This is a genomic window from Rahnella rivi, from assembly GCF_019049655.1.
Lineage (GTDB): Bacteria > Pseudomonadota > Gammaproteobacteria > Enterobacterales > Enterobacteriaceae > Rahnella > Rahnella rivi.
Map to the genome: position 1 here is coordinate 161561 of NZ_JAFMOX010000063.1, position 18748 is coordinate 180308.

The following is an 18748-nucleotide window of genomic DNA, read 5'->3' on the forward strand; positions in this document are numbered from 1 at the left end:
CTCAGAGGCCCCGCACTGCGGGGCTTTTCTTTTTTCCACACAAGCTAAGCCAATAAAGTCCGTCGCGCGGGCATCTTTCTGCTGTTAGGTTGAGAAAAAAACCGAGGAGAACACCATGAGCACACTTCCTGTCGCCGTCATTACCGGCGGAACCAGCGGTATCGGGCTGGCGATTGTCCATAATCTGGCACGCGACCATCGGGTCTTTGCGCTGGGGCGGAATAAAGAGAGCCTGCTGGCGTTGCGGCTGATTGAAAACGTTGACGCGGTGGAAATCGATTTACTGGATTTTACCGCCATTGAACACTTTATCCGCGAGCTGCCGCAGATTGATGTGCTGGTCCATTCGGCGGCAATCTCCAAACCCCTGCGTGTTGAAAACGCCACCCCGGAGGACTGGCAGCAGCAATTTTCCATTAACGTGTTTGCGCCTGCACAATTCACCCGGCTGGCGCTGCCCGCGCTGCGAAAACAGGAAGGTCAGGTGGTGTTTATCGGTTCGGGTTCGGGCACGAAAGCCGACGGCGGAAATACGGTGTACTGCGCATCGAAATTTGCCCTGAATGCGCTGGCTCATGCTCTCCGGCAGGAAGAAAGCGAACATGGCGTGCGCGTATCCACCGTCGCGCCGGGGCCTACGGATACGCCGATGAACCGCAAAACCCGCGAAAGTCAGGGAGATTTTGCGGCCATCGATCCGCGGGATTACAGCACACCCGAATCGGTTGCGGCGGCGGTGCGTCTGGTGGTCAGTGCCAGTGACGATACTCAAATTACCGATATCGCCGTCAGACCACGGCGGGATAAAGCCAAACGCTGAGACTGCTTGAATAATGCGCCGGGCCGGAGTGCTGGCGCATGGCTTTACAATAATAACGTCAGTCCGTAATATCCCCCCGTCTTATCTTTTTGACCTGCCTTATATTTATCAGCACGCCCGCTTCAGGGATATTCCTCATGAATATGCCAGGAAGAATGCTTTATTTATATATAGCCAAAAGAATACATATAAAGTTTTTATTAAAGGAGTAATAAAAATGCGCAAACACACGCTGTTATTAATGGTTCTTTTCTCTCTGCCCCTTTTAAACCCGGCCAGTGCAATCACCATCAAACCGGGTGAATGGGCAGTCGCCAATGTCACCGGCACGCTGGGTAAAATCTGCGTATCCCCGACAGAATCACTCCTTCTTAAAACGATTAATCGAAACGTTAAATTTAAGGATAGCAATTGCGAAAATTACTATACAAATAACACCGCGCACCGGGTAGTTGTTAAGAGAACCTGTATTCTAAAAGGGGTGAAATCATCCGCGACGGTTGTCATGACTGAAATTAATGAAAATAAATTCCACGTCAAAGCCCAGGCACAAAAAGATAAAAATAACCACACCACATTCAGAGGCGGCTCAGGCGTTATACGCTTCACGTCAAACAAATGTTCTTAATCTGAAATAATCCCTTTCCGGCATTCTGACTTAAGCCCGGTTAGCGACACACTCGTCTGATAACGGCAGGGGATCCCGCGGCGCGGCGAAACGCACTCCTTGATGCAGATCATCGAAAGCGTGGTTTTGATTTGATCGAATGATAATCATTATCGTTTAATGCTCACCGATACTTGATTCTTCAGGAGAAGAAGAACCCTATGAGCTTAGACCTCACGCGCTTTTATGCTGCCGAACAGGGGTTGCCGTTTCCCGACCGCCGGGCGGTGATGCCCTGGCGGCCACAGCAACCCGTCGCGCCTCAGGATATTCCCGCGCAGTGGCAGGCGCTGTGTCAGCAGACACTTGCGGCCAATAAGCGTCTGGTATATCTGCATATTCCCTTCTGTGCCACGCACTGCACATTCTGCGGGTTCTATCAGAACAAACTCGAAGCAGAGGCGACGGAGCAATACTGCGACTATCTGATCCGCGAAATCGAACAGGAAGCTGGCTCGCCGCTGCATCAGTCCGCCCCGGTTCATGCGGTCTATTTTGGCGGCGGCACGCCCACGGCGCTGAGCGCGACACAGTTGCACCGCATCATCAGCGCGCTGCGACGCCTCCTTCCGCTGGCGCCGGACTGCGAAATCACCGTCGAGGGGCGCATTCTCAACTTTGACGATGAGAGAATCGATGCCTGTCTGGAAGCCGGTGCCAACCGTTTTTCCATCGGCATTCAGACGTTCGATACCCGCATCCGTCAGCGGATGGGCCGTCGCGCCAGCCGTGAGGAGGCGATCCACTTCCTGCAAAAACTGGGCGAACGCGACCGCGCCGCGGTGGTGTGCGACCTGATGTTTGGCCTGCCGGCACAGACGCCCGCCTCATGGCGTGAGGATTTACAGATTGTGCGTGATTTGCCGCTCGACGGCGTCGATCTGTATGCGCTGAACCTGTTGCCTTCTACGCCACTGGGCAAAGCGGTTGAAAATCACCGCGTCACTTTGCCCGATGTCGCAATGCGCCGGGATTTTTATCTTGAAGGCGAAGCCTTTCTGGCGCGCGATGGCTGGCATCAGATCAGCAACAGCCACTGGGCGCGCACCACGCGGGAGCGCAATCTGTACAATCTGCTGATCAAACAGGGCGCAGATTGCCTGGCATTTGGCAGCGGCGCGGGCGGCAATCTGGGCGGTCAGTCGTACATGACGGCACGCAGTCTGGAGGCGTGGTATCAGCAACTCGATGCCGGGCAGAAGCCGATCATGATGATGACCGCCGGTGCCTCTGACGAGCAGCGCTGGCGTCTCGATTTACAAGGCGGCATCGAAGCAGGCCGCTACGATTTGAGCCGCATCGTTGAAGACCCGCTTCCCCTCGAACCTTTATTAGAGCAATGGCAGCAATGCGGCCTGATGAACCGTCACGGCGCACGCTTTGATCTCACCCCCGCCGGACGTTTCTGGGCCAGCAATATGTTGCAGGCGCTGCAAGATCTGATCCCACAACTGACTTTACGGAGTGCCGCCCATGCACACGGATAAACTGCAAACCCTGATCGACTTTTTAGCCACAGAACCCGATGGCACCGTGGAAGATATTGCCCGCGAATATGGCATCGCGCCGCTGAACGTGATCCAAAATTTACCGGGAAGTTATCTGTTTTCAGGCGCACATTTCGACACGGTGTGGGACAGCATCACGCAATGGGGAGAGGTGACGACGCTGGTCAACAATGATGACCTGATCCTCGAATTTCACGGTGCGCTGCCGACCGGCACACACCGCCACGGCTATTTTAATCTGCGTGGCAAACAGGGGCTGAGCGGGCATATCCGCGCGACACATTGCCAGCATATCGCGCTGGTCGAACGACCATTTATGGGAATGAGCACAGCAAGCGTCTGGTTTTTAAACGCTGCCGGTTATGCGATGCTCAAGGTTTTCGTGGGACGCGACAGCCACCGCCAGCTTTTGAACGATCAGCTGACGGCGTTTCGCGCGCTTCCCGCCATGCTGGCTGAAAGAGAGAGTGTAATTTGACGACTTTGCTGATTTTTGGCGCCGGCAGCGGCGTCGGTGCAGAACTGGCTGCCTTGAGTGTGCAAGAGCGCCCGCTGGTGGCGCTGATTCGCCAACCTGAACAGGCAAACGCCTTACGCCAGGCGGGCGTCACGGTGATTGAAGGCGATGCGCTTAACCCGCAGGACGTCTTGCTGGCCTGCCAGACCGCCGGGGCGCAGGCGCAAATTGTCTCCACGCTGGGCGGGAAACACTCTGATTACCACGCTAACCGGCTGATCATCGATACCGCCGAACAGACCGGTATCCGCCAGATGGTGCTGGTCACCTCCATCGGCTGCGGCGACAGCTGGTCTACCTTGTCTGACCGTGCAAAACAGGCGTTCGGGCAGGCGGTGCGGGAGAAATCGCTGGCGGAAAGCTGGCTGCAAACCAGTACGCTGCAAGGGTGCATCCTGCGCCCCGGTGGCCTGACGGATGGCGAAGCGACCGGCCAGGCGCAACGGCTGGAAACCGAAGCCCACGGGCGCGTTCGCCGAAGTGACGTCGCGTTGCACATTCAGCAACTGCTCAATAGCGGCGAGGGATGGGGTAAAATTTACGCCCTGATCGATCCGTCTCTGGCGGGTGCCCGCTTCTGAGAAGATGCCCCTGACGGGGCATTTTTTTTTCAGGCAGATAACACCTGCATCAGATAGTTTTTGTCACGCAGGCCGACGTCGGGATGCTGAATGAGCAGCGCCCGTAATGCTGTTTTTTGGTGCGCCGTCGGCTCAGTGTAAAAGCGGTTTAAGCGCGTCGTCCATTTTGCCAGCGCCTGTCTCATCGGTTCACGTTCAGCATTCCCGGCTTGCATCAGCATAAATTGCAGACCTTCCCACAACCCGAGGCGAGCGGATAATGGCAGATAGAGCCCGAGATGTTCAGCTGATGGCGCGGCCGCCTGACTGCGTAAAATATCCTCCAGCGTCAGGAAAAACTTGCGTTTTGCATACTGCCTGCCGGCCCGTTTCGCCACGGAATAAGCCGGGTACGACATCGCCTCAAGCAACAATTCCCTGGCATTTTCCTGCAAATGATCAACGGCAATGTCCAACGCCGTTTTGTACAGCGCGGTACTGTCGCTTTTCAGGCAATCCAGGGCCAGCGCCAGCACATCCTCATATTTCTGCTCGTCCAGCGCCCTGAGTGCCACGCACCGGCGGGACAGGTTCTGAGTCGCATCGTTAAACACCGCCAGACTGTGCGCCACGGGGGAATGACCGCGTTCAGTCAGCACTTTGGCCGCACGTTTGCGCACCAGTTCGTTGTTATCATGCAACAGCATCAGCAGCATCGTGACGGGCACGTCAGCATTTTCATCCATCACAACAGCAAGTGCCACCTGCCTGACCGGCGCATAGCGGTCTTTTAGCAGCGTCAGCAGATCTTGTTCGTTCCGCCTTCCGGACTGACCAAGCCAGGCGCGGGTGGCGATCAGTCTGACAGACGGATTTTTATGACCCTGCGTGCGTTCAAAAATAACGTCCACAGTAAACAGTTGCTGTTCCAGCATCAGGCCAAGCACCAGTCTGGCGACATCCGGTTTGGCTGAGTTCAGGCCTTCCATCAAAACGGCGTTATTCTCTGGCCGGACGAGAAAGCGGTGAATTTCTTCCAGCAGCCGTGCATGGTCATCACGCTGGCTGCTAAGTAACTTGCCGAATTCAGGCAGACACTCCACCAGCCATCGGGCACCTTGCGGAACCATAAACTGGCGGATGCTCTGGCGTGCGGCATCACGCACCTGACTCACCCAGTCATTCGCCCGCCTGATGATTGCCGGCAATGCCTCTCCGACTTTCATTCTTCCCAGACAGAGCACCGCCCGCTGGCGAAGATGCCCGTTATAGTGGCGGGTCAGGCATTCCAGCCGTTTCAGAGGGTCCGTTTCACGGGCATAAGCGTTATCCCAGTTAGCCGGATCGCTCATCAGCGCCTCGATTTGCTGTAATAAATAGTATTCCGTTGCCACCGCTAATCTCCTTTCCTGCCTGATTCAGTCCATCATTGTTTTCGAATACCTTACGGATAATGCTAAAGAGATGCCATAACGTTGAGTATGAAGGTATATCTGCCATCTCATTAAAAAGCATAAACATACAGGTATTACCGTGCCAGTCAGACCCTCTCTGCTACCAGCCCCCACACCTCATCACAACACCAGCCTGAAGGAAAAAGAGGCAATAATGACACTATGAAATGACACCAAAGACTGGCTATGGTGTCACTTTTTGGTATCATATGCGTTATGCAAATAATGACTGCCGTACCTAATCCCCGGCTGACAGGGTTGTCAGCAAAGCATAAACGGGTTCTTGTCTCTGTATTTTCCAGACCGGTAAATCCGTCAATTAAATGGTCAGATATAGAAGCCCTGCTAGGAGCACTGGGCGGAGAAATTGAAGAAAGGGAAGGCTCGCGTATGGCGGTGATTTTGGATGATGAAGTTCAGGTCTTCCACCGGCCTCACCCACAACCGGAAACTGATAAAGGCGCGGTGTCTTCCGTCAGAAAATGGTTAGAAAGATTAGGATATAAACCATGATGAACAACACAATGAAAATCGACGGTCACATTGCCGTCGTTACCTACGATCCGGAAATTGAAATGTTCCGTGGCGAATTTCTTCACCTTAACGGGGGTGCAGATTTCTACGCGGACAGCGTTGAAAAGCTGAAAGAAGAAGGTAAAACATCGCTGCGGGTTTTTCTGGAAGTGTGTGAAGAGAAAGGTATCGCCCCGGTAAAAACGTTCAGTGGCAAGGTGACTACCCGGCTGGCACCTCCACAACATGCGGCATTAGCACTGGCCGCTCAAGCCACAGGGCGTTCAATTAACGATTTGCTCAGTGAAGGCGCTGATCTGGTGTTAATGAAGTATGAATACTCTGCATTGATCGCTCTCTAGCCCGCAATACAAAAAGCCGCTCATTCTCCTGAGCGGCTTTTGATTGACTTAACCGGTCACTCAATCTTTTGTCGCAAACTTCAGCAATACCACGCCGGAAAAAATCAGCAGCGCGGCGACGACCCGCAGCGGGCTCAGGCTCTCGCCAAACAGGGTCACGCCGAGGATAAAGGCGCCCACTGCGCCGATGCCGACCCAGACGGTGTAAGACGTGCCGAGCGGCAGGGTTTTCATGGCAACAGAGAGCAGCGCGAAGCTGAGCAGCATAAAAACGATGGTGATAATACTGGGAACAAGGCGGCTGAAACCGTGAGACTCTTTCATCGCCACCGACCAGACCACTTCGAAAATTCCCGCGAAAAACAAATATACCCAGGCCATAACCTGTCCTTTTTACCGTGCCAGGGTCGTCCCTGAAGAGTAATGCCGAATCTCTGGTCGTCCAGTCAGCGTTGTGAAAGAAAATTATAACGCAGAGTTTCACACCGGCACAGAAAACTGGAAACACGCGCCGCGCTGTGGCTCTTCAATCAGCCGGATATCGCTGCCGTGCAGTTGCAGAATGCGGCGCACAATCATCAGCCCGAGCCCGCCTGCCCGGTGTTTATTGGCACTGAGGATCGACGGCCTCACAAACAGGCTGTCTTTCAGCTCCGCCGCAATGCCCGGCCCGGAGTCTTTCAGTTGCACCATCACCTGCCCTTCACTCTTCCATAGTTTGATTTCGATAGTGCCGCCTTGCGGCGTGTGGCGGATGGCGTTATCCAGCAGATTGGTCAGCACGCGCTCGATCATACCCAGATCGGCATTCACCAGCGGAATGCCCGGCGTGATATCTGCCAGCAGTTTTTGCCCGCGCGTTTCGGTCGCCAGTTCGAATTTCTGGAAGACATCCTGCACCAGTTCGCACAGGGAAAACGGCTCTTTTTGCGGCTTTACCACGCCATATTCCAGACGGGCCAGTTCGAATAACTCCTGCGCCAGACGCCCGACTTTTTTACTCTGGGTCAGGGCAATGTTGAGATAACGCTGCCGGTCTTCGTTGCTCAGGTGGTCCGATTTTACTGACAGCGTTTCCAGATAACCGTGCAACGAGGTCAGCGGCGTGCGCAAATCGTGGGAAATATTGGCGATAAATTCACGGCGCTGTTGATCCTGCACCATCAGGCTTTGCCATTGCTGATCGATACGTTTTGCCAGCGCGACAAACGCCAGTTGCAGCTGCGCCACTTCATCGCGCGGCGCACCGGCCGGCGGTTCACTTTTCGCCAGTGCCTGAATGGCGGCCATACCGCCGCTGTCAAGCCGGGCGATCTGTTGCGTCAGTTTACGCACCGGACGCGTCACCCAGCGGAATGCCAGCGCACCGGCCAGCAGGCCAAACAGCGCCACCAGCCCCATCGAGCGCAGCGCCAGATAAATGGCCGACTGATATTGTGCGTCGCTGGTCAGCGCGGTGTATTCATCACCCAGCAGGACAATGTACACGTAGCCTTTGGTCACGCCGTCCACCTGCAACGGCGCGGCGCTGAACACCTGACGGGTTTGCGGGTCACGCGGGTTGTCGCCGTACACCGGCATTTTCGCGCCCTGCAACAGCGCGGTGACCGGTTTCAGATCGATTTTTTGCTGTTGCAGCCGCCCCGCGGGCGCGGCATTACCGACGATGTTGCCGTTGTTATCGAGCAGATACACTTCGACGCTCGGATTCACCGCCATCAGCTGGTTGAACAGCGAATGCACCGCTTTCGGATCCCAGTCGCCCTGGCTGAGCAGCGGATTATTGGCGGCGATCTGCGTGGCAAGATTGGCCGACAAACGCTGGATCACCGCCTGACTGTACTGATTGCTCGAGCGCACCTGCATGTAGCCGGAAAGCGCGCAGCAGGCGATCAGCAGCAAGGTAAATACCAGTGTCAGTCTTTGTGCCAGCGTGAGATTTTTCATGATTTACCCTTGCGCCTCTTCAACGGAAGACGCGAATTTATAGCCTTTTCCCCACACGGTCAGAATACGTTCCGGCTCGGCCGGATTGGTTTCTATCTTGATGCGCAGCCGGTTAATGTGGGTGTTCACCGTATGCTCATACCCTTCGTGCTCGTAGCCCCAGACCTGATTCAGCAGGCTGAGGCGCGAAAACACTTTGCCGGGATTTTTGGCGAAGAAATACAGCAGATCAAACTCACGCGGCGTCAGCTCCACCGGCTGATGATTGAGCATCACTTCGCGAGCGATCGGGTCTATCGCCAGCCCGGAGAAACTCAGCGTGCCCGCATCCATCTTCATGTTGCGGCTCATGGCTTCCTGACGGCGGAACAGCGCCTTGACCCGCGCCACCAGTTCGAGCATGGAAAAGGGTTTTGCCAGATAGTCGTCAGCCCCCAGCTCCAGCCCCAGCACGCGGTGTACTTCACTGGAGCGCGCGCTGATGATGATGATCGGCGTGTAACGCGTCATGTTGCGGGCGCGGCGACAAATCTCCAGGCCGTCAACGCCCGGCAGCATCAGATCGAGGATCAGGGCATCCCACCCGCCTTTTTCCAGCAGCGCCACACCCAGATTGCCGTCAGCGGCGTGGGTAATTTCATAGCCTTCATCACGCAGATGCAGACTGAGTAAATCCGCAATATCACCGTCGTCTTCGACAATCAGGATCTTCTTCGTTTTATCCATTTTTTCTCAACCCTTGCTTCCAATCTCTTCCCTGAGTCTACACAAGCGAATGCCTCAGAGTTATCACATTTAATTTAACTTTGCGTGAGGTCTTCGGGAACAAATCCGCCGGATACTGATGACATCAACAGGGCAGATGGCGGGCAGACATCATGACAACACACACAACGTTACCTCCGGCGGTGAAACCAGCCCCGGCCACGATTCATCCCTTATGGCTGCGTCTGACGCACTGGCTGAACGCGCTGGCGGTGCTGATTATGGTGACCAGTGGCTGGCAGATTTATAACGCTTCGCCGCTGTTTGATTTTGATTTCCCTTCCACCGTGACGCTCGGCGGCTGGCTGGGCGGCGCGATTCAGTGGCATTTCGCCGGTATGTGGCTGTTTGGTTTTAACGGATTGTTTTACCTGCTGATGAATATTTTCACCGGCCGCATGAAACAGAAATTCTGGCCGCTGACCCCGCGCGGTATTTTCAACGATCTGCGGGCGGCGCTTCGCGGCACGCTGTCACACAGCGATTTACGCCACTACAACATGGTGCAGCGCGCTGCCTATGTGTTCGTGATGTTTGACGGCATCGTGCTGGTGCTTTCCGGGCTGGTGGTGTGGAAATCGGTGCAGTTTCCGCTGCTGCGCGAACTGATGGGCGGCTTCGATACCGCGCGTTACGTGCATTTTCTGGCGATGGCCTCGCTGGTGGGATTTGTGGTGCTACATGTAGTGATGGTGGCGCTGGTGCCAAAAACGCTGATCGCCATGATCCGCGGACGTTAAGGAAAACCCGATGAAAAACATCATCAAAAAAAGTATCAGCCAGATTTTTAGCCCGTCGGACAGCGAAGCCATTGTGCAGGAAGCGCAGAAACAGATTATCCGTCAGCTGGATGCCCCCTCGCGTCGCCTGTTTTTACAGCGCGGACTGACCCTCGGCGGCGTGGCGATGCTGACCGGTTGTGACATCAGCGATAACGCCAGCGTGGAAAACGCGCTCGGTAAGATTTCGGGCTTTAACGACCGCGTACAGGGCTGGCTGTTCGGTTCGACACGTCTCGCGCCGGTGTATGCCGAATCGATGATCACCCGTCCGTTTCCGTTTAATGCGTTTTACGCCGAAGACGATGCACCGGAAGTCGACGGCAACGCATATCGCCTGAAAATCGCCGGTCTGGCGCTGGATAAACGCGAATGGTCCCTGCCGACGCTGTACAAGATGGCGCAGGTAAGCCAGGTCACGCGCCACATTTGTGTTGAAGGATGGAGCGCGATCGGTAAATGGGGCGGCGTGCCGTTCGGGGATTTTCTCCGCCTGATTGGGGCAGATCTCACGGCAGAATATGTCAGCTTTAAATGCGCAGATCAGTATTACACCAGCATTGATATGGCGACGGCGCTGCATCCGCAAACCCTGCTGGCGCTGACTTATGACGGTCAGATCCTGCCACGAAAATACGGTTTCCCGATGAAACTGAGAATGCCAACCAAGCTGGGTTACAAAAACCCCAAGCATATAGAAGTGATTGAAATAACGAACACATTCACCGGTGGCTACTGGGAAGATCAGGGCTACAACTGGTTCGGCGGAAGCTGAACACGCCACACAAAACCTTTGTCTCTTAAAACCTGAAAGAAGGAATGACCATGAAAAAATTAACCGTAATGATGATGTCTGCTTGTCTGATGATGGGTGCGGTCAGCACCACTTATGCCGCTGACGCCATGGCGAAAAAAGACACCATGGGCCACATGTCGAAAGACTGCATGAAAAAAGACAGCATGAGCAAAAATACCATGGCGAAAGACAGCATGGGCAAAGACTGCATGTCCAAAGATCACATGAAAAAAGACAGTATGTCGAAAGACTCTATGTCGAAGGACAGTATGTCCAAAGACAACATGTCTAAAGATGCAATGAAAAAAGAGCCGTCCGGCCAGTAATCCGCCTCTCCCTGCCTGAACCTCAGGCATAAAAAAACGCCTCCGTCTGTTACAGCGGAGGCGTTTTGCTTTGTCTTAGCGGAGCAAAAAAGTTATTTCGCGGCAGTGGAAGCCAGACGGATCTGAATATCGTTATCGAGATTATTCACCCAGTGATTATACCCGCGGTGGATTTCACCCTTCTCTGCCAGCAGATTAGAACTGCTCACATAATTAATGGTGTAGCTGTTTTGGGTGTAATTAACGCGGATATTCGCCACGTGATCACGGTTGTTCAGACGGCCATTGATCACGCCAGGTCCGCCAGCAGTCATGATCCAGCCACGGTTTAATCCGGCGCTCATGATCGCGGTTTTAATCTGGTCTTCCGAATTATGCGTGGTAATGGTGGTGTGTGGCGTTAATACCGGTTCAGTACGCGAGCAGCCTGCCAGTGAAAAAATGCACACCAGCCCAATAAGTAACTTACTTGTAGATTTCATGTAAACCTTTTGAATTTATCATTGGCGATAAGAGACTGAAAAGTCGCCACAATATACGCCATTGGCTGAAAGGTGTCATGACATGCGCCGGTTGAGTTTAGGGGATATTTTGCGTAGTATACGAAACATATATGATTCGTATACTGCCGAGGTCGCCCGATGGGTATCATTAAGATTTCAGAACTGATGCATGAAAATCTGCGTATCGCCAGTCTGGCCTATACGCGTTCGATGAATGCGCAGGCGGAACACTGGATGAAAATAGGCATGCTGATGGAAACCCATCCGGACATGACGCACAGTGAAATTTCGCGGCTGCTGGTGCAATGCAGTCTGGAGTCGGATGAAAACACCGGCAGTATCCGCACGCTGTTAAACGTGGGTGGCACACACAGGAAGGCAAGCAATGAATAGTGGTTTAGACAGCAGGTATTTCGTTAATAACAACCGGATGATCAAAACCCCGGAAGGCATCGATAAAGCCCGCATCGCCGGAAAACTGGCCGCCCGCGTGCTGCACATGATCACCCCTTACGTCGTACCGGGTGTCACCACCAACGAGCTGGACCGCATTTGCCACGATTTTATCGTGGATGAACTTCAGGCGATCCCGGCCAACATTGGCTATCAGGGCTATCAGAAGACCGTCTGCACTTCCATTAATCATGTGATTTGCCACGGCATTCCTTCCGACAAGGCGCTGAAAAAAGGCGATATCGTCAATATTGACGTGGCGCTGATCAAAGACGGCTGGTACGGCGACACTAGCCGCATGTATTACGCCGGCGAACCCTCCATTATGGCGCGCCGTCTGGTGGACACCACGTTTGAAGCAATGATGGCCGGTATTGAAGTGGTACGCCCTGGCGCGACGCTGGGCGATGTCGGCTTTGCCATCGCCGCCGTGGCACACCGCGAAGGCTTCTCCATTGTGGAAGAGTATTGCGGTCACGGTATCGGCATGGGTTATCACGAAGATCCGCAGGTGCTGCATTACGGCGAGCAAAACCGCGGGCTGGTGCTACAGGAAGGCATGCTGTTTACCATCGAGCCGATGCTCAATGCCGGTAAGAAGCAGAACAAAGTGCTGGGCGATGGCTGGACGGTCGTGACCAAAGATCACTCGTTGTCGGCGCAGTGGGAACATATGATTGCGGTGACGAAAACGGGCTATGAGATCCTGACGCCGTGGCCTGAAGAGAATTGATGCTCTGATACTACAACGCCTCCGTCAGGAGGCGTTTTGCTTTCTGGCGCGCGGTTTAGCTACGCTCAATGTCTTTTGTCGCGCGATCTAACGCATCGACAATTTTAAATAACGTATCCTGCCCGACGGGGCCTTTCGCCAGCCGCAGGTTTAACGCCATGCGGATATTATTAATGGCCCGCTGCATTTCCGGAATACTGCGGTTATTCGATAATATCGCCAGCGAATGCAGTTTGCCGGTTACCGCATTCAGTAATTCGCCCTGCTGTGCCAGCGATTCGGCCCCTTCTGCGGTGATGGTATATTGTTTCTTCCCGCCCTCTTCCTGAGAAGAACTGATTAACGCCTGCTCTTCCAGAAAAGTCAGATTGGGATAAATAATACTGGCGCTCGGTGTGTATTCGCCTTTGGCTAATTCCTCGATTGCCTTAATCAATTCATAACCATGCGCCGGACGCTGCTTTAGAAAATGCAGCATTAATAACCGGATGTCTCCGGTTTCAAACATTCTTTCGCGACGATGTTTATTCATCAGCATTATTTATTGTGCCAGTAAGCCACGCAGCGTACATAAGCTGGATCGCATTTTTGAGTGACGGTGAAATAGTCGTTCAGCGCTTTCACCCGTTTGCCTTCGCCGGTGGCCCAGATATAGAAATCATTGTCCGGCAGCGTCAGGCTTTTGACTTTCTGCATCAGGGCATCGGTTTCCAGATCGTCGCTGTCTTCCGCGCCAATGATCCACTCGACGCTGACGTCTTTTTCGTCTTCAAGATAGCGCACACAGCTGGCGTCTCTGGCTTTCACCAGCACGGTGATTTTCGCGCCTGTCGCGGCCTGTTTCAGCTCACTCAGGCGGCGTTTCAGCGCCGGAAGACCGGTTTCATCACACACGTACAATTGCCACTGATAATCCATCGGAATGATCAACGAACCGCGCGGACCGCCGATAATCAGCTTATCGCCGGGCTTCGCGCCCTCCGCCCACTCACTGGCGACACCGCCGTCGTGAAGGTAAAAATCAAGCGTTAACTCATTGGCCTGCGCGTCAAAGTGCAGCGGCGTGTATTCGCGGTTAAGCGGACGCGGCCCCTCGCCCCACACAATGCCCTCTTCGGTGGCCACCGGCGGCGTGACCACATCCCCCTGGCTGGCAGGGAAAAACAGTTTGATGTGATCATCAAAGCCACGGGAGGTAAAACCTTTCAGGTCTTCTCCGCCGAGGACAATCCGCTTAAAGCAGCCTGCAAGATTTTCAGAGCGCTTCACGGTGAGATCACGAAAAGCCAGCTCGTTTTTAACGCGAACCGGCAAGTTGGCGGCAGGTAAATCAGTGCGATGTTGTTCCATGTTCTTCTCTCTTTCAGGGAATCAGTTGCCGTGAAAGATATATCTTAGGAATGTTTTACGCAAGTGCCTTACCGCACGCCACCCCGTAAAAACATATCGACGGCGTTCACTACCAGCTGGCGGATCTCGGCAATCTGTAGCGGTTCCGGGTTTTGCTGATAGATGCGTATATTGGTTTCAGCGGTGACCAGCGCCAGGAATTGCTGCGCGCGCAGGTGCGGATCGGCCTGCGCCAGTTGCCCTTTTTCCATCGCCACCGTCATGAACGCGGCCAGCGCCCCGATGGATTCCCGCGGGCCTGAATCATGGAACAGCGTGCCGATGTCCGAATGCCCGGATTCCGCGATCACCATGCGGTATACCGCCAGCGCGGTGCTGTCGTTGGTCAGCACCAGCAACATGCGTTCACCAAAACGCGTCAGCACGTTTTCTAAATCCAGATCGGCAAAAGCCACGTCCAGCCCGTCAACCGCTTCGGCAAGATGCCCGGTCGTAAAAGCTTTCACCACCGCGACCAGCAGCGCCTCTTTCGAGGGGAAATAACTGTAAAGCGTGGCTTTGGAACCGCCGAGGCGTCTGGCGAGTTCGTTCATTGACGCACGCTCGTAGCCCATTTCCTGAAACAACGTTGCGGCAGCTTCGACGATCGCTTCCCTGCGGGCTTCGGTACGAACTTTCATCTTCCCTCCTGAGACATTTTCCGGCACCGGCAAGGGGAGAATCGCCGCCGCCGGGCGCTAAACTGTACGGTACAGTTCTTGTATACCTTCACTCTAACTGCGGGTTTAGGGGTTGTAAAGCCAGCCTGAAACGCCCCTGGCGGCGTACGAAGTGCAAAGATTCCGTTAAGAAACGCATTTATCTTTATCATTTTGTTGATAACAATTATCAGTATCATTATCATTCGCACCAACGCCAAAATGGGTATCGCAAAAAATAAACCCATATTTTATAAGGACAAAGGCTTTCTCAGGAAGAGAATCACCAGTGCGTCTTAGAATTTGCAGGGCAGTTTTGTTGAGCAGAACTTAAAAAATCAGTGCAGGACTAAAAACACATGTTCAAATCCTTTTCACAGCAGGGTTTGGTGAAAAACGTCGTTTTTATGGGGACGATTCTCACCACCACTTTTAACGTACACGCAGCGGAAGCCGTAAAAGACACCACCGATCTGGCACAAAACCAGACCACTTCTGAAGTGACCAAGAAGAAACCTGTGCGTACCGCGCAGGATTTGGCGCAGAGCAACGAAGAAGTTATGACGGTTACCGAGACGCTGCCGGATAAAAAACCGGGCTCGAAAACCACCCTCACCGCCGCCGACATGCAGAAAAAAGGCGGTAAAGATTTCGGTACGATCATGCGTTATGAACCGCTGATAAGCGCAACGGGTTCCAGCGGCGGTTCCGGTAACGGCAAAAGCGGCTTTGACCGCGCCGGCTACACCGGCTACAACATTCGTGGTCTGGAAAGCAACCGCGTGAGCATCGACGTCGACGGCATTCCGCAGCCCAGCGCCACTGGCCGCGCCTACGCCAGCCGCGCCGGTCTGGGCACGTTCGGCATTGGCCGTGACTACATCGATCCGTACATGTACGGTCAGGTGGATATTGAATCCGGTGCCACCTCGGCTGAGCGCGCCAACACCTCCATCGGCGGTGCCGTCTCCTTCCTGCCTAAATCCGCAGACGATTATCTGCGTCCGGGCAAAGAAACCTACTTCGGTTACCAGTCAGATTACAGCTCCTCCGATCGCTCATGGCACAACGGCATTACTGCCGCCGCCGGCGACCAGGAACTGCGCGGGCTGGTGGCGATCAGCCGTCGTGACGGTCAGGAAACCCGTAACAACAGCGATACGCATGACGCGTATCCGGCCAACTGGCACTCCAACGCGATTATGACCTCCGGGATCTGGCAGCCAAACGATGAACACAAATTCACCGGCACGCTGGATTACTACGAAAAAGTAAACCACACCCATTACGATGCGTGGAACAGCGCAGGCAGCGCCGTGCTCGGCACCGCACAGCAGCAAAGTAACACCCGCCGCTGGGGTGTGAGCCTGAAAGACGAATGGACACCGTTTAACGATTTCGCTGACGCCGTGGTTTCCAAAGTCTATTACCAGTACACGCAGGCGCACGACAACACCTACATGCCGAACGCCAGCAAGCAGATGATGAACGTCTATTCCAACTATGACGTCAACACCTACGGCGCGGAAACCAGCTGGCTGAAAACCCTTGGCCGCCATGAGCTGAGCGCCGGGATCAACGGTCGCGTATCCAACACCGAGCGTCCGTTCCGCGAAAGCCCTGAGCAGAGCATTTACACCACCACCATGCAGCCGGAAGCCAACAGCCGCAGCTACATTCTGGGCGGTTTCCTGCAAGACACTATGAAGTTTGACCTCGATGGACATAACTTCTCGGTGATCCCTGCGGTGCGCGTGGCGTATCAGAACACCAAATCGACAGACCTGTCTGACCTGTCCAACAATGTGGTGTCGGAAGATTCCGTCTCCACTCTTTACGGCAAAGCCAATACGGACACACAGGTTCTGCCTTCTCTGGCGTTCACTTATGATCTGACGCCAAAACTGATGACCTATCTGCAATACAAACGCGGTGCACAGTTCCCGGATGCCAGCCAGCTTTACGGCTCATGGAACCTCGGTTCGTCTTACGCGGGCGCTGCGCAGTATGCGCTGATCGGTAATACCGATCTGAAAACCGAAACCAGCAACAACTTTGAGTGGGGCGTGAAAGGGGAAGCCACGCAAGGCGTGAGCTTCAAAACCTCCGTGTTCTACAACACCTATAAGAACTTCATCGCCAACACCCGCTACACCCGTGCGGCCAACGGCAACATGTTCACCAACGTGCCCTCCAACATTTATACGATTTATCAGGCTGAAAACCGCGATAAAGCGTACATCTACGGCGGCGAGCTGAGCACCAAAATTGACTACGGCGCCTGGTTCAGCGATGTGAATGGCCTGAGCACCACCTTTGCCCTGGGTTACGCGAAGGGTCAGTCCAAGTCCAGCTATGCGGGCGACAAATACGTCGATCTCGACAGCGTTCCGCCAATGAAACTGGTGGCAGGCGTGGCGTGGGACGATCCGTCCGGCGTGTACGGCACCGCGCTGACGGCGACCTTCGTGAAAGGCAAAAAAGCCGAATCCACTAACCGTCAGAGCTACACCAACAGCGGCACGCCAATCGCCGATTCCACGGTGGAGTACATGAACGTGCCGGGCTACGGCATGGTAGATGCGACGGCGTACTGGCAGGTGGCGAAGAACGTGAAAATCAACGGTGGCGTGTACAACCTCACCGATCGTAAATACTGGGATTACCTGAGCAGCCGTACGCTGACAGACACCACCAATCAGGATGCTTACAACAAAGCGCTGGCCGTGATGCCAGGCCGTAACTTCCAGCTGGGCGTTAACGTCGATTTCTAAACGATAATTCCACACGGTAAAAATCAGGGGCGTCATGTGCAAACATGGCGCCTTTTTTGTTATCCGTATGAAACCTGTCGGCGCGCACGTTTCGCCCAATGCTGAAACGTCAGAATAGGCGTTTTCCTTTTTTACCTTGAGAGATTACATGGAATTAATCAGAAAACCCGTCGCGCTGGCCCTCGCCCTGCTGCTGTTACCCCTCACGGTTTCGGCGACCACGACCCTGCGCTACACCGATCACGAACCGGCGGGCGCGATGCGTACCCGCTTTATTGAAGACGTACTTTTTCCGGCGATAGAAAAAGAATCTCAGGGTCGCCTGAAAATTGAAGCCCATTGGGGCGGCGAACTCTCCACCGGTTACGACGCGCTGCGCACCGTCGGCGAAGGTAAAACGGCTGATATCGGCATTGTGGTGCCGGAATACGCCGCTAAACAGTTACCGCTGCATCAGATATTTAAAAGCTTTCCGGTCGGGCCTTCGGGCGCTCAGCAGATCGCGTTTTTCCGCCGCGTGTTTGCTGAAATCCCCGCATTCAGCGCGGAGCTTAAAAAAGAAAATGTGGTGAACCTCTTCTCTGCGACCGGCTATCCGGTGGCGTTTTTCAGCACGCATCCGCTGAAAAATCTGGAAGACATCACCGGCACCACGTGGCGTTCAGCCAGTTTCTGGCATCAGGATTTCCTGCGCAATGCGGGCGCAAAACCGGTGACCATGCCGTGGGGCGAACAGACGGTTAACGCCTTTAAGACCGGCGCGCTGGACGGCATTATGGTCAACGTCGACAGCGGTTATGATCTCAACATTCACCAGATGGCGCCGGACGTTTTAGTCTCAAAAGAGCTGTGGCTCGGCCATGTGTATCTGCTGGTGATGAACCAGAACGTCTGGAACGGACTGGCGCAGGATGATAAAGACGCCCTCACCCGCGCCGCCAACACCGCGTACCAAACCGCGGGCTCAGTCATGGACAGTCACTTTGAAACGCAGCTCGAAGCGCTGCGAAAACAGGGGGCGAAGGTACGCGTTCTGCGACACAGCGAAGTGGCGCACTGGCAACAGGTGACGCGTTATCGGGAGATTCAGGCCGACTGGGTGATCAGGCAGGAAGTATCAGGCGTGAAAGACGCCGGTCCGGCGATGCAACAGGTCACTGACATCATGACGCAGGTGATGAAGTAAATTGTGGCGAATGTCAGACAGAGGCGTTCGCCCCGCC

General features: G+C 54.4%; 22 protein-coding genes. 14 read left to right on the forward strand and 8 right to left on the reverse strand.

What is annotated here, in order from left to right; genetic code table 11:
• Positions 1 to 115: 115 nt before the first annotated feature.
• The 5 genes from J1779_RS17225 to J1779_RS17245 all read left to right on the forward strand — a co-directional run bounded on the left by J1779_RS17225 (position 116) and on the right by J1779_RS17245 (position 4093).
• A complete protein-coding gene (locus J1779_RS17225) occupies positions 116 to 820 on the forward strand; it encodes an SDR family oxidoreductase (protein WP_122096886.1) in 705 nt (234 codons plus the stop codon).
• A 217-nt stretch (positions 821 to 1037) separates the two neighbouring features.
• The gene (locus J1779_RS17230) at positions 1038 to 1448 is read left to right on the forward strand and encodes a hypothetical protein (protein ID WP_056779525.1); all 411 of its coding nucleotides are present in this window, start codon (positions 1038 to 1040) and stop codon (positions 1446 to 1448) included.
• 200 nt (positions 1449 to 1648) lie between these two features.
• Positions 1649 to 2974, forward strand: a complete 1326-nt coding sequence (gene hutW / locus J1779_RS17235) for a heme anaerobic degradation radical SAM methyltransferase ChuW/HutW (RefSeq protein ID WP_122096884.1) — start codon at positions 1649 to 1651, stop codon at positions 2972 to 2974.
• Entirely contained in the window at positions 2961 to 3473 is a 513-nt protein-coding gene (gene hutX / locus J1779_RS17240) for a heme utilization cystosolic carrier protein HutX (protein ID WP_056779532.1), read from the forward strand. Before hutW ends, hutX begins: the two co-directional genes overlap by 14 nt.
• Positions 3470 to 4093, forward strand: a complete 624-nt coding sequence (locus J1779_RS17245; RefSeq protein WP_122096883.1) for an NAD(P)H-binding protein — start codon at positions 3470 to 3472, stop codon at positions 4091 to 4093. The genes hutX and J1779_RS17245 overlap by 4 nt, the downstream gene beginning before the upstream one ends.
• 29 nt (positions 4094 to 4122) lie before the next feature.
• Here J1779_RS17245 and J1779_RS17250 read toward each other — a convergent pair whose 3' ends face one another.
• Positions 4123 to 5466, reverse strand: coding sequence for a HEAT repeat domain-containing protein (locus J1779_RS17250; protein WP_217204354.1), 1344 nt, complete (start codon positions 5464 to 5466; stop codon positions 4123 to 4125).
• A gap of 285 nt (positions 5467 to 5751) precedes the next feature.
• Between J1779_RS17250 and J1779_RS17255 the strand changes: the two genes are divergently transcribed.
• Positions 5752 to 6039 (forward strand): type II toxin-antitoxin system HicA family toxin, encoded by a 288-nt coding sequence (locus tag J1779_RS17255; protein WP_217204355.1) that lies wholly within the window; start codon positions 5752 to 5754, stop codon positions 6037 to 6039.
• On the forward strand, positions 6036 to 6401 hold the full coding sequence (locus tag J1779_RS17260) for a type II toxin-antitoxin system HicB family antitoxin (RefSeq protein ID WP_238485196.1): 366 nt from the start codon (positions 6036 to 6038) through the stop codon (positions 6399 to 6401). The genes J1779_RS17255 and J1779_RS17260 overlap by 4 nt, the downstream gene beginning before the upstream one ends.
• A 60-nt stretch (positions 6402 to 6461) precedes the next feature.
• On the opposite strand, the gene J1779_RS17265 is transcribed toward J1779_RS17260, so the two are convergent.
• The 3 genes from J1779_RS17265 to J1779_RS17275 all read right to left on the reverse strand — a co-directional run bounded on the left by J1779_RS17265 (position 6462) and on the right by J1779_RS17275 (position 9074).
• Positions 6462 to 6782 carry a DMT family transporter gene (locus J1779_RS17265; protein ID WP_056779540.1) on the reverse strand — a complete coding sequence of 107 codons (321 nt, stop codon included), beginning with the start codon at positions 6780 to 6782 and terminating at the stop codon, positions 6462 to 6464.
• Between the two features lie 99 nt (positions 6783 to 6881).
• Positions 6882 to 8348, reverse strand: coding sequence for a sensor histidine kinase (locus tag J1779_RS17270; RefSeq protein WP_056779543.1), 1467 nt, complete (start codon positions 8346 to 8348; stop codon positions 6882 to 6884).
• 3 nt (positions 8349 to 8351) lie between these two features.
• Positions 8352 to 9074, reverse strand: a complete 723-nt coding sequence (locus J1779_RS17275; protein ID WP_136376720.1) for a response regulator transcription factor — start codon at positions 9072 to 9074, stop codon at positions 8352 to 8354.
• A gap of 152 nt (positions 9075 to 9226) precedes the next feature.
• Between J1779_RS17275 and J1779_RS17280 the strand changes: the two genes are divergently transcribed.
• Genes J1779_RS17280 through J1779_RS17290 form a run of 3 tightly spaced genes read left to right on the forward strand, consistent with a single transcriptional unit; the run spans position 9227 to position 11014 of the window.
• A complete protein-coding gene (locus J1779_RS17280) occupies positions 9227 to 9853 on the forward strand; it encodes a cytochrome b/b6 domain-containing protein (protein ID WP_217204356.1) in 627 nt (208 codons plus the stop codon).
• Between the two features lie 10 nt (positions 9854 to 9863).
• Positions 9864 to 10667 (forward strand): molybdopterin-dependent oxidoreductase, encoded by an 804-nt coding sequence (locus J1779_RS17285; protein WP_122096880.1) that lies wholly within the window; start codon positions 9864 to 9866, stop codon positions 10665 to 10667.
• Between the two features lie 50 nt (positions 10668 to 10717).
• A complete protein-coding gene (locus J1779_RS17290) occupies positions 10718 to 11014 on the forward strand; it encodes a pentapeptide MXKDX repeat protein (RefSeq protein ID WP_183849300.1) in 297 nt (98 codons plus the stop codon).
• A gap of 92 nt (positions 11015 to 11106) precedes the next feature.
• On the opposite strand, the gene J1779_RS17295 is transcribed toward J1779_RS17290, so the two are convergent.
• Positions 11107 to 11496: a hypothetical protein gene (locus J1779_RS17295; protein ID WP_056779557.1), complete on the reverse strand. Its 390-nt coding sequence runs from the start codon at positions 11494 to 11496 to the stop codon at positions 11107 to 11109.
• 159 nt (positions 11497 to 11655) lie between these two features.
• Between J1779_RS17295 and J1779_RS17300 the strand changes: the two genes are divergently transcribed.
• On the forward strand, positions 11656 to 11910 hold the full coding sequence (locus J1779_RS17300; RefSeq protein ID WP_056779560.1) for a ParD-like family protein: 255 nt from the start codon (positions 11656 to 11658) through the stop codon (positions 11908 to 11910).
• Positions 11903 to 12703 carry a type I methionyl aminopeptidase gene (map, locus tag J1779_RS17305; protein ID WP_122096878.1) on the forward strand — a complete coding sequence of 267 codons (801 nt, stop codon included), beginning with the start codon at positions 11903 to 11905 and terminating at the stop codon, positions 12701 to 12703. The genes J1779_RS17300 and map overlap by 8 nt, the downstream gene beginning before the upstream one ends.
• 55 nt (positions 12704 to 12758) lie before the next feature.
• Here map and J1779_RS17310 read toward each other — a convergent pair whose 3' ends face one another.
• The 3 genes from J1779_RS17310 to J1779_RS17320 all read right to left on the reverse strand — a co-directional run bounded on the left by J1779_RS17310 (position 12759) and on the right by J1779_RS17320 (position 14733).
• Positions 12759 to 13241, reverse strand: coding sequence for a PadR family transcriptional regulator (locus J1779_RS17310; RefSeq protein ID WP_238485197.1), 483 nt, complete (start codon positions 13239 to 13241; stop codon positions 12759 to 12761).
• Entirely contained in the window at positions 13241 to 14053 is an 813-nt protein-coding gene (locus J1779_RS17315; RefSeq protein WP_217204357.1) for a siderophore-interacting protein, read from the reverse strand. The genes J1779_RS17310 and J1779_RS17315 overlap by 1 nt, the downstream gene beginning before the upstream one ends.
• Before the next feature lie 68 nt (positions 14054 to 14121).
• On the reverse strand, positions 14122 to 14733 hold the full coding sequence (locus J1779_RS17320) for a TetR/AcrR family transcriptional regulator (protein ID WP_217204358.1): 612 nt from the start codon (positions 14731 to 14733) through the stop codon (positions 14122 to 14124).
• Positions 14734 to 15110: 377 nt separating this feature from the next.
• Here J1779_RS17320 and J1779_RS17325 point away from each other — a divergent pair, with 377 nt between their 5' ends.
• On the forward strand, positions 15111 to 17525 hold the full coding sequence (locus tag J1779_RS17325) for a TonB-dependent receptor domain-containing protein (RefSeq protein WP_217204359.1): 2415 nt from the start codon (positions 15111 to 15113) through the stop codon (positions 17523 to 17525).
• Between the two features lie 148 nt (positions 17526 to 17673).
• Complete coding sequence (gene dctP / locus J1779_RS17330; RefSeq protein ID WP_217204360.1) at positions 17674 to 18711, forward strand: TRAP transporter substrate-binding protein DctP; 1038 nt, start codon at positions 17674 to 17676, stop codon at positions 18709 to 18711.
• The last annotated feature ends 37 nt before the right edge of the window (positions 18712 to 18748 follow it).

What these genes read in the sequence shown, in the direction of transcription:
- J1779_RS17255 (WP_217204355.1), top strand. Translation starts at nt 5,752, where the DNA reads ATGACTGCCGTACCTAATCCCCGGCTGACAGGGTTGTCAGCAAAGCAT.
- J1779_RS17325 (WP_217204359.1), top strand. Translation starts at nt 15,111, where the DNA reads ATGTTCAAATCCTTTTCACAGCAGGGTTTGGTGAAAAACGTCGTTTTT.
- J1779_RS17295 (WP_056779557.1), bottom strand. Translation starts at nt 11,496, where the DNA reads ATGAAATCTACAAGTAAGTTACTTATTGGGCTGGTGTGCATTTTTTCA.
- J1779_RS17315 (WP_217204357.1), bottom strand. Translation starts at nt 14,053, where the DNA reads ATGGAACAACATCGCACTGATTTACCTGCCGCCAACTTGCCGGTTCGC.
- J1779_RS17275 (WP_136376720.1), bottom strand. Translation starts at nt 9,074, where the DNA reads ATGGATAAAACGAAGAAGATCCTGATTGTCGAAGACGACGGTGATATT.
- hutX (WP_056779532.1), top strand. Translation starts at nt 2,961, where the DNA reads ATGCACACGGATAAACTGCAAACCCTGATCGACTTTTTAGCCACAGAA.
- J1779_RS17270 (WP_056779543.1), bottom strand. Translation starts at nt 8,348, where the DNA reads ATGAAAAATCTCACGCTGGCACAAAGACTGACACTGGTATTTACCTTG.
- J1779_RS17320 (WP_217204358.1), bottom strand. Translation starts at nt 14,733, where the DNA reads ATGAAAGTTCGTACCGAAGCCCGCAGGGAAGCGATCGTCGAAGCTGCC.
- J1779_RS17285 (WP_122096880.1), top strand. Translation starts at nt 9,864, where the DNA reads ATGAAAAACATCATCAAAAAAAGTATCAGCCAGATTTTTAGCCCGTCG.
- J1779_RS17265 (WP_056779540.1), bottom strand. Translation starts at nt 6,782, where the DNA reads ATGGCCTGGGTATATTTGTTTTTCGCGGGAATTTTCGAAGTGGTCTGG.
- J1779_RS17280 (WP_217204356.1), top strand. Translation starts at nt 9,227, where the DNA reads ATGACAACACACACAACGTTACCTCCGGCGGTGAAACCAGCCCCGGCC.
- J1779_RS17230 (WP_056779525.1), top strand. Translation starts at nt 1,038, where the DNA reads ATGCGCAAACACACGCTGTTATTAATGGTTCTTTTCTCTCTGCCCCTT.
- hutW (WP_122096884.1), top strand. Translation starts at nt 1,649, where the DNA reads ATGAGCTTAGACCTCACGCGCTTTTATGCTGCCGAACAGGGGTTGCCG.
- J1779_RS17225 (WP_122096886.1), top strand. Translation starts at nt 116, where the DNA reads ATGAGCACACTTCCTGTCGCCGTCATTACCGGCGGAACCAGCGGTATC.
- dctP (WP_217204360.1), top strand. Translation starts at nt 17,674, where the DNA reads ATGGAATTAATCAGAAAACCCGTCGCGCTGGCCCTCGCCCTGCTGCTG.
- J1779_RS17260 (WP_238485196.1), top strand. Translation starts at nt 6,036, where the DNA reads ATGATGAACAACACAATGAAAATCGACGGTCACATTGCCGTCGTTACC.
- map (WP_122096878.1), top strand. Translation starts at nt 11,903, where the DNA reads ATGAATAGTGGTTTAGACAGCAGGTATTTCGTTAATAACAACCGGATG.
- J1779_RS17310 (WP_238485197.1), bottom strand. Translation starts at nt 13,241, where the DNA reads ATGCTGATGAATAAACATCGTCGCGAAAGAATGTTTGAAACCGGAGAC.
- J1779_RS17290 (WP_183849300.1), top strand. Translation starts at nt 10,718, where the DNA reads ATGAAAAAATTAACCGTAATGATGATGTCTGCTTGTCTGATGATGGGT.
- J1779_RS17300 (WP_056779560.1), top strand. Translation starts at nt 11,656, where the DNA reads ATGGGTATCATTAAGATTTCAGAACTGATGCATGAAAATCTGCGTATC.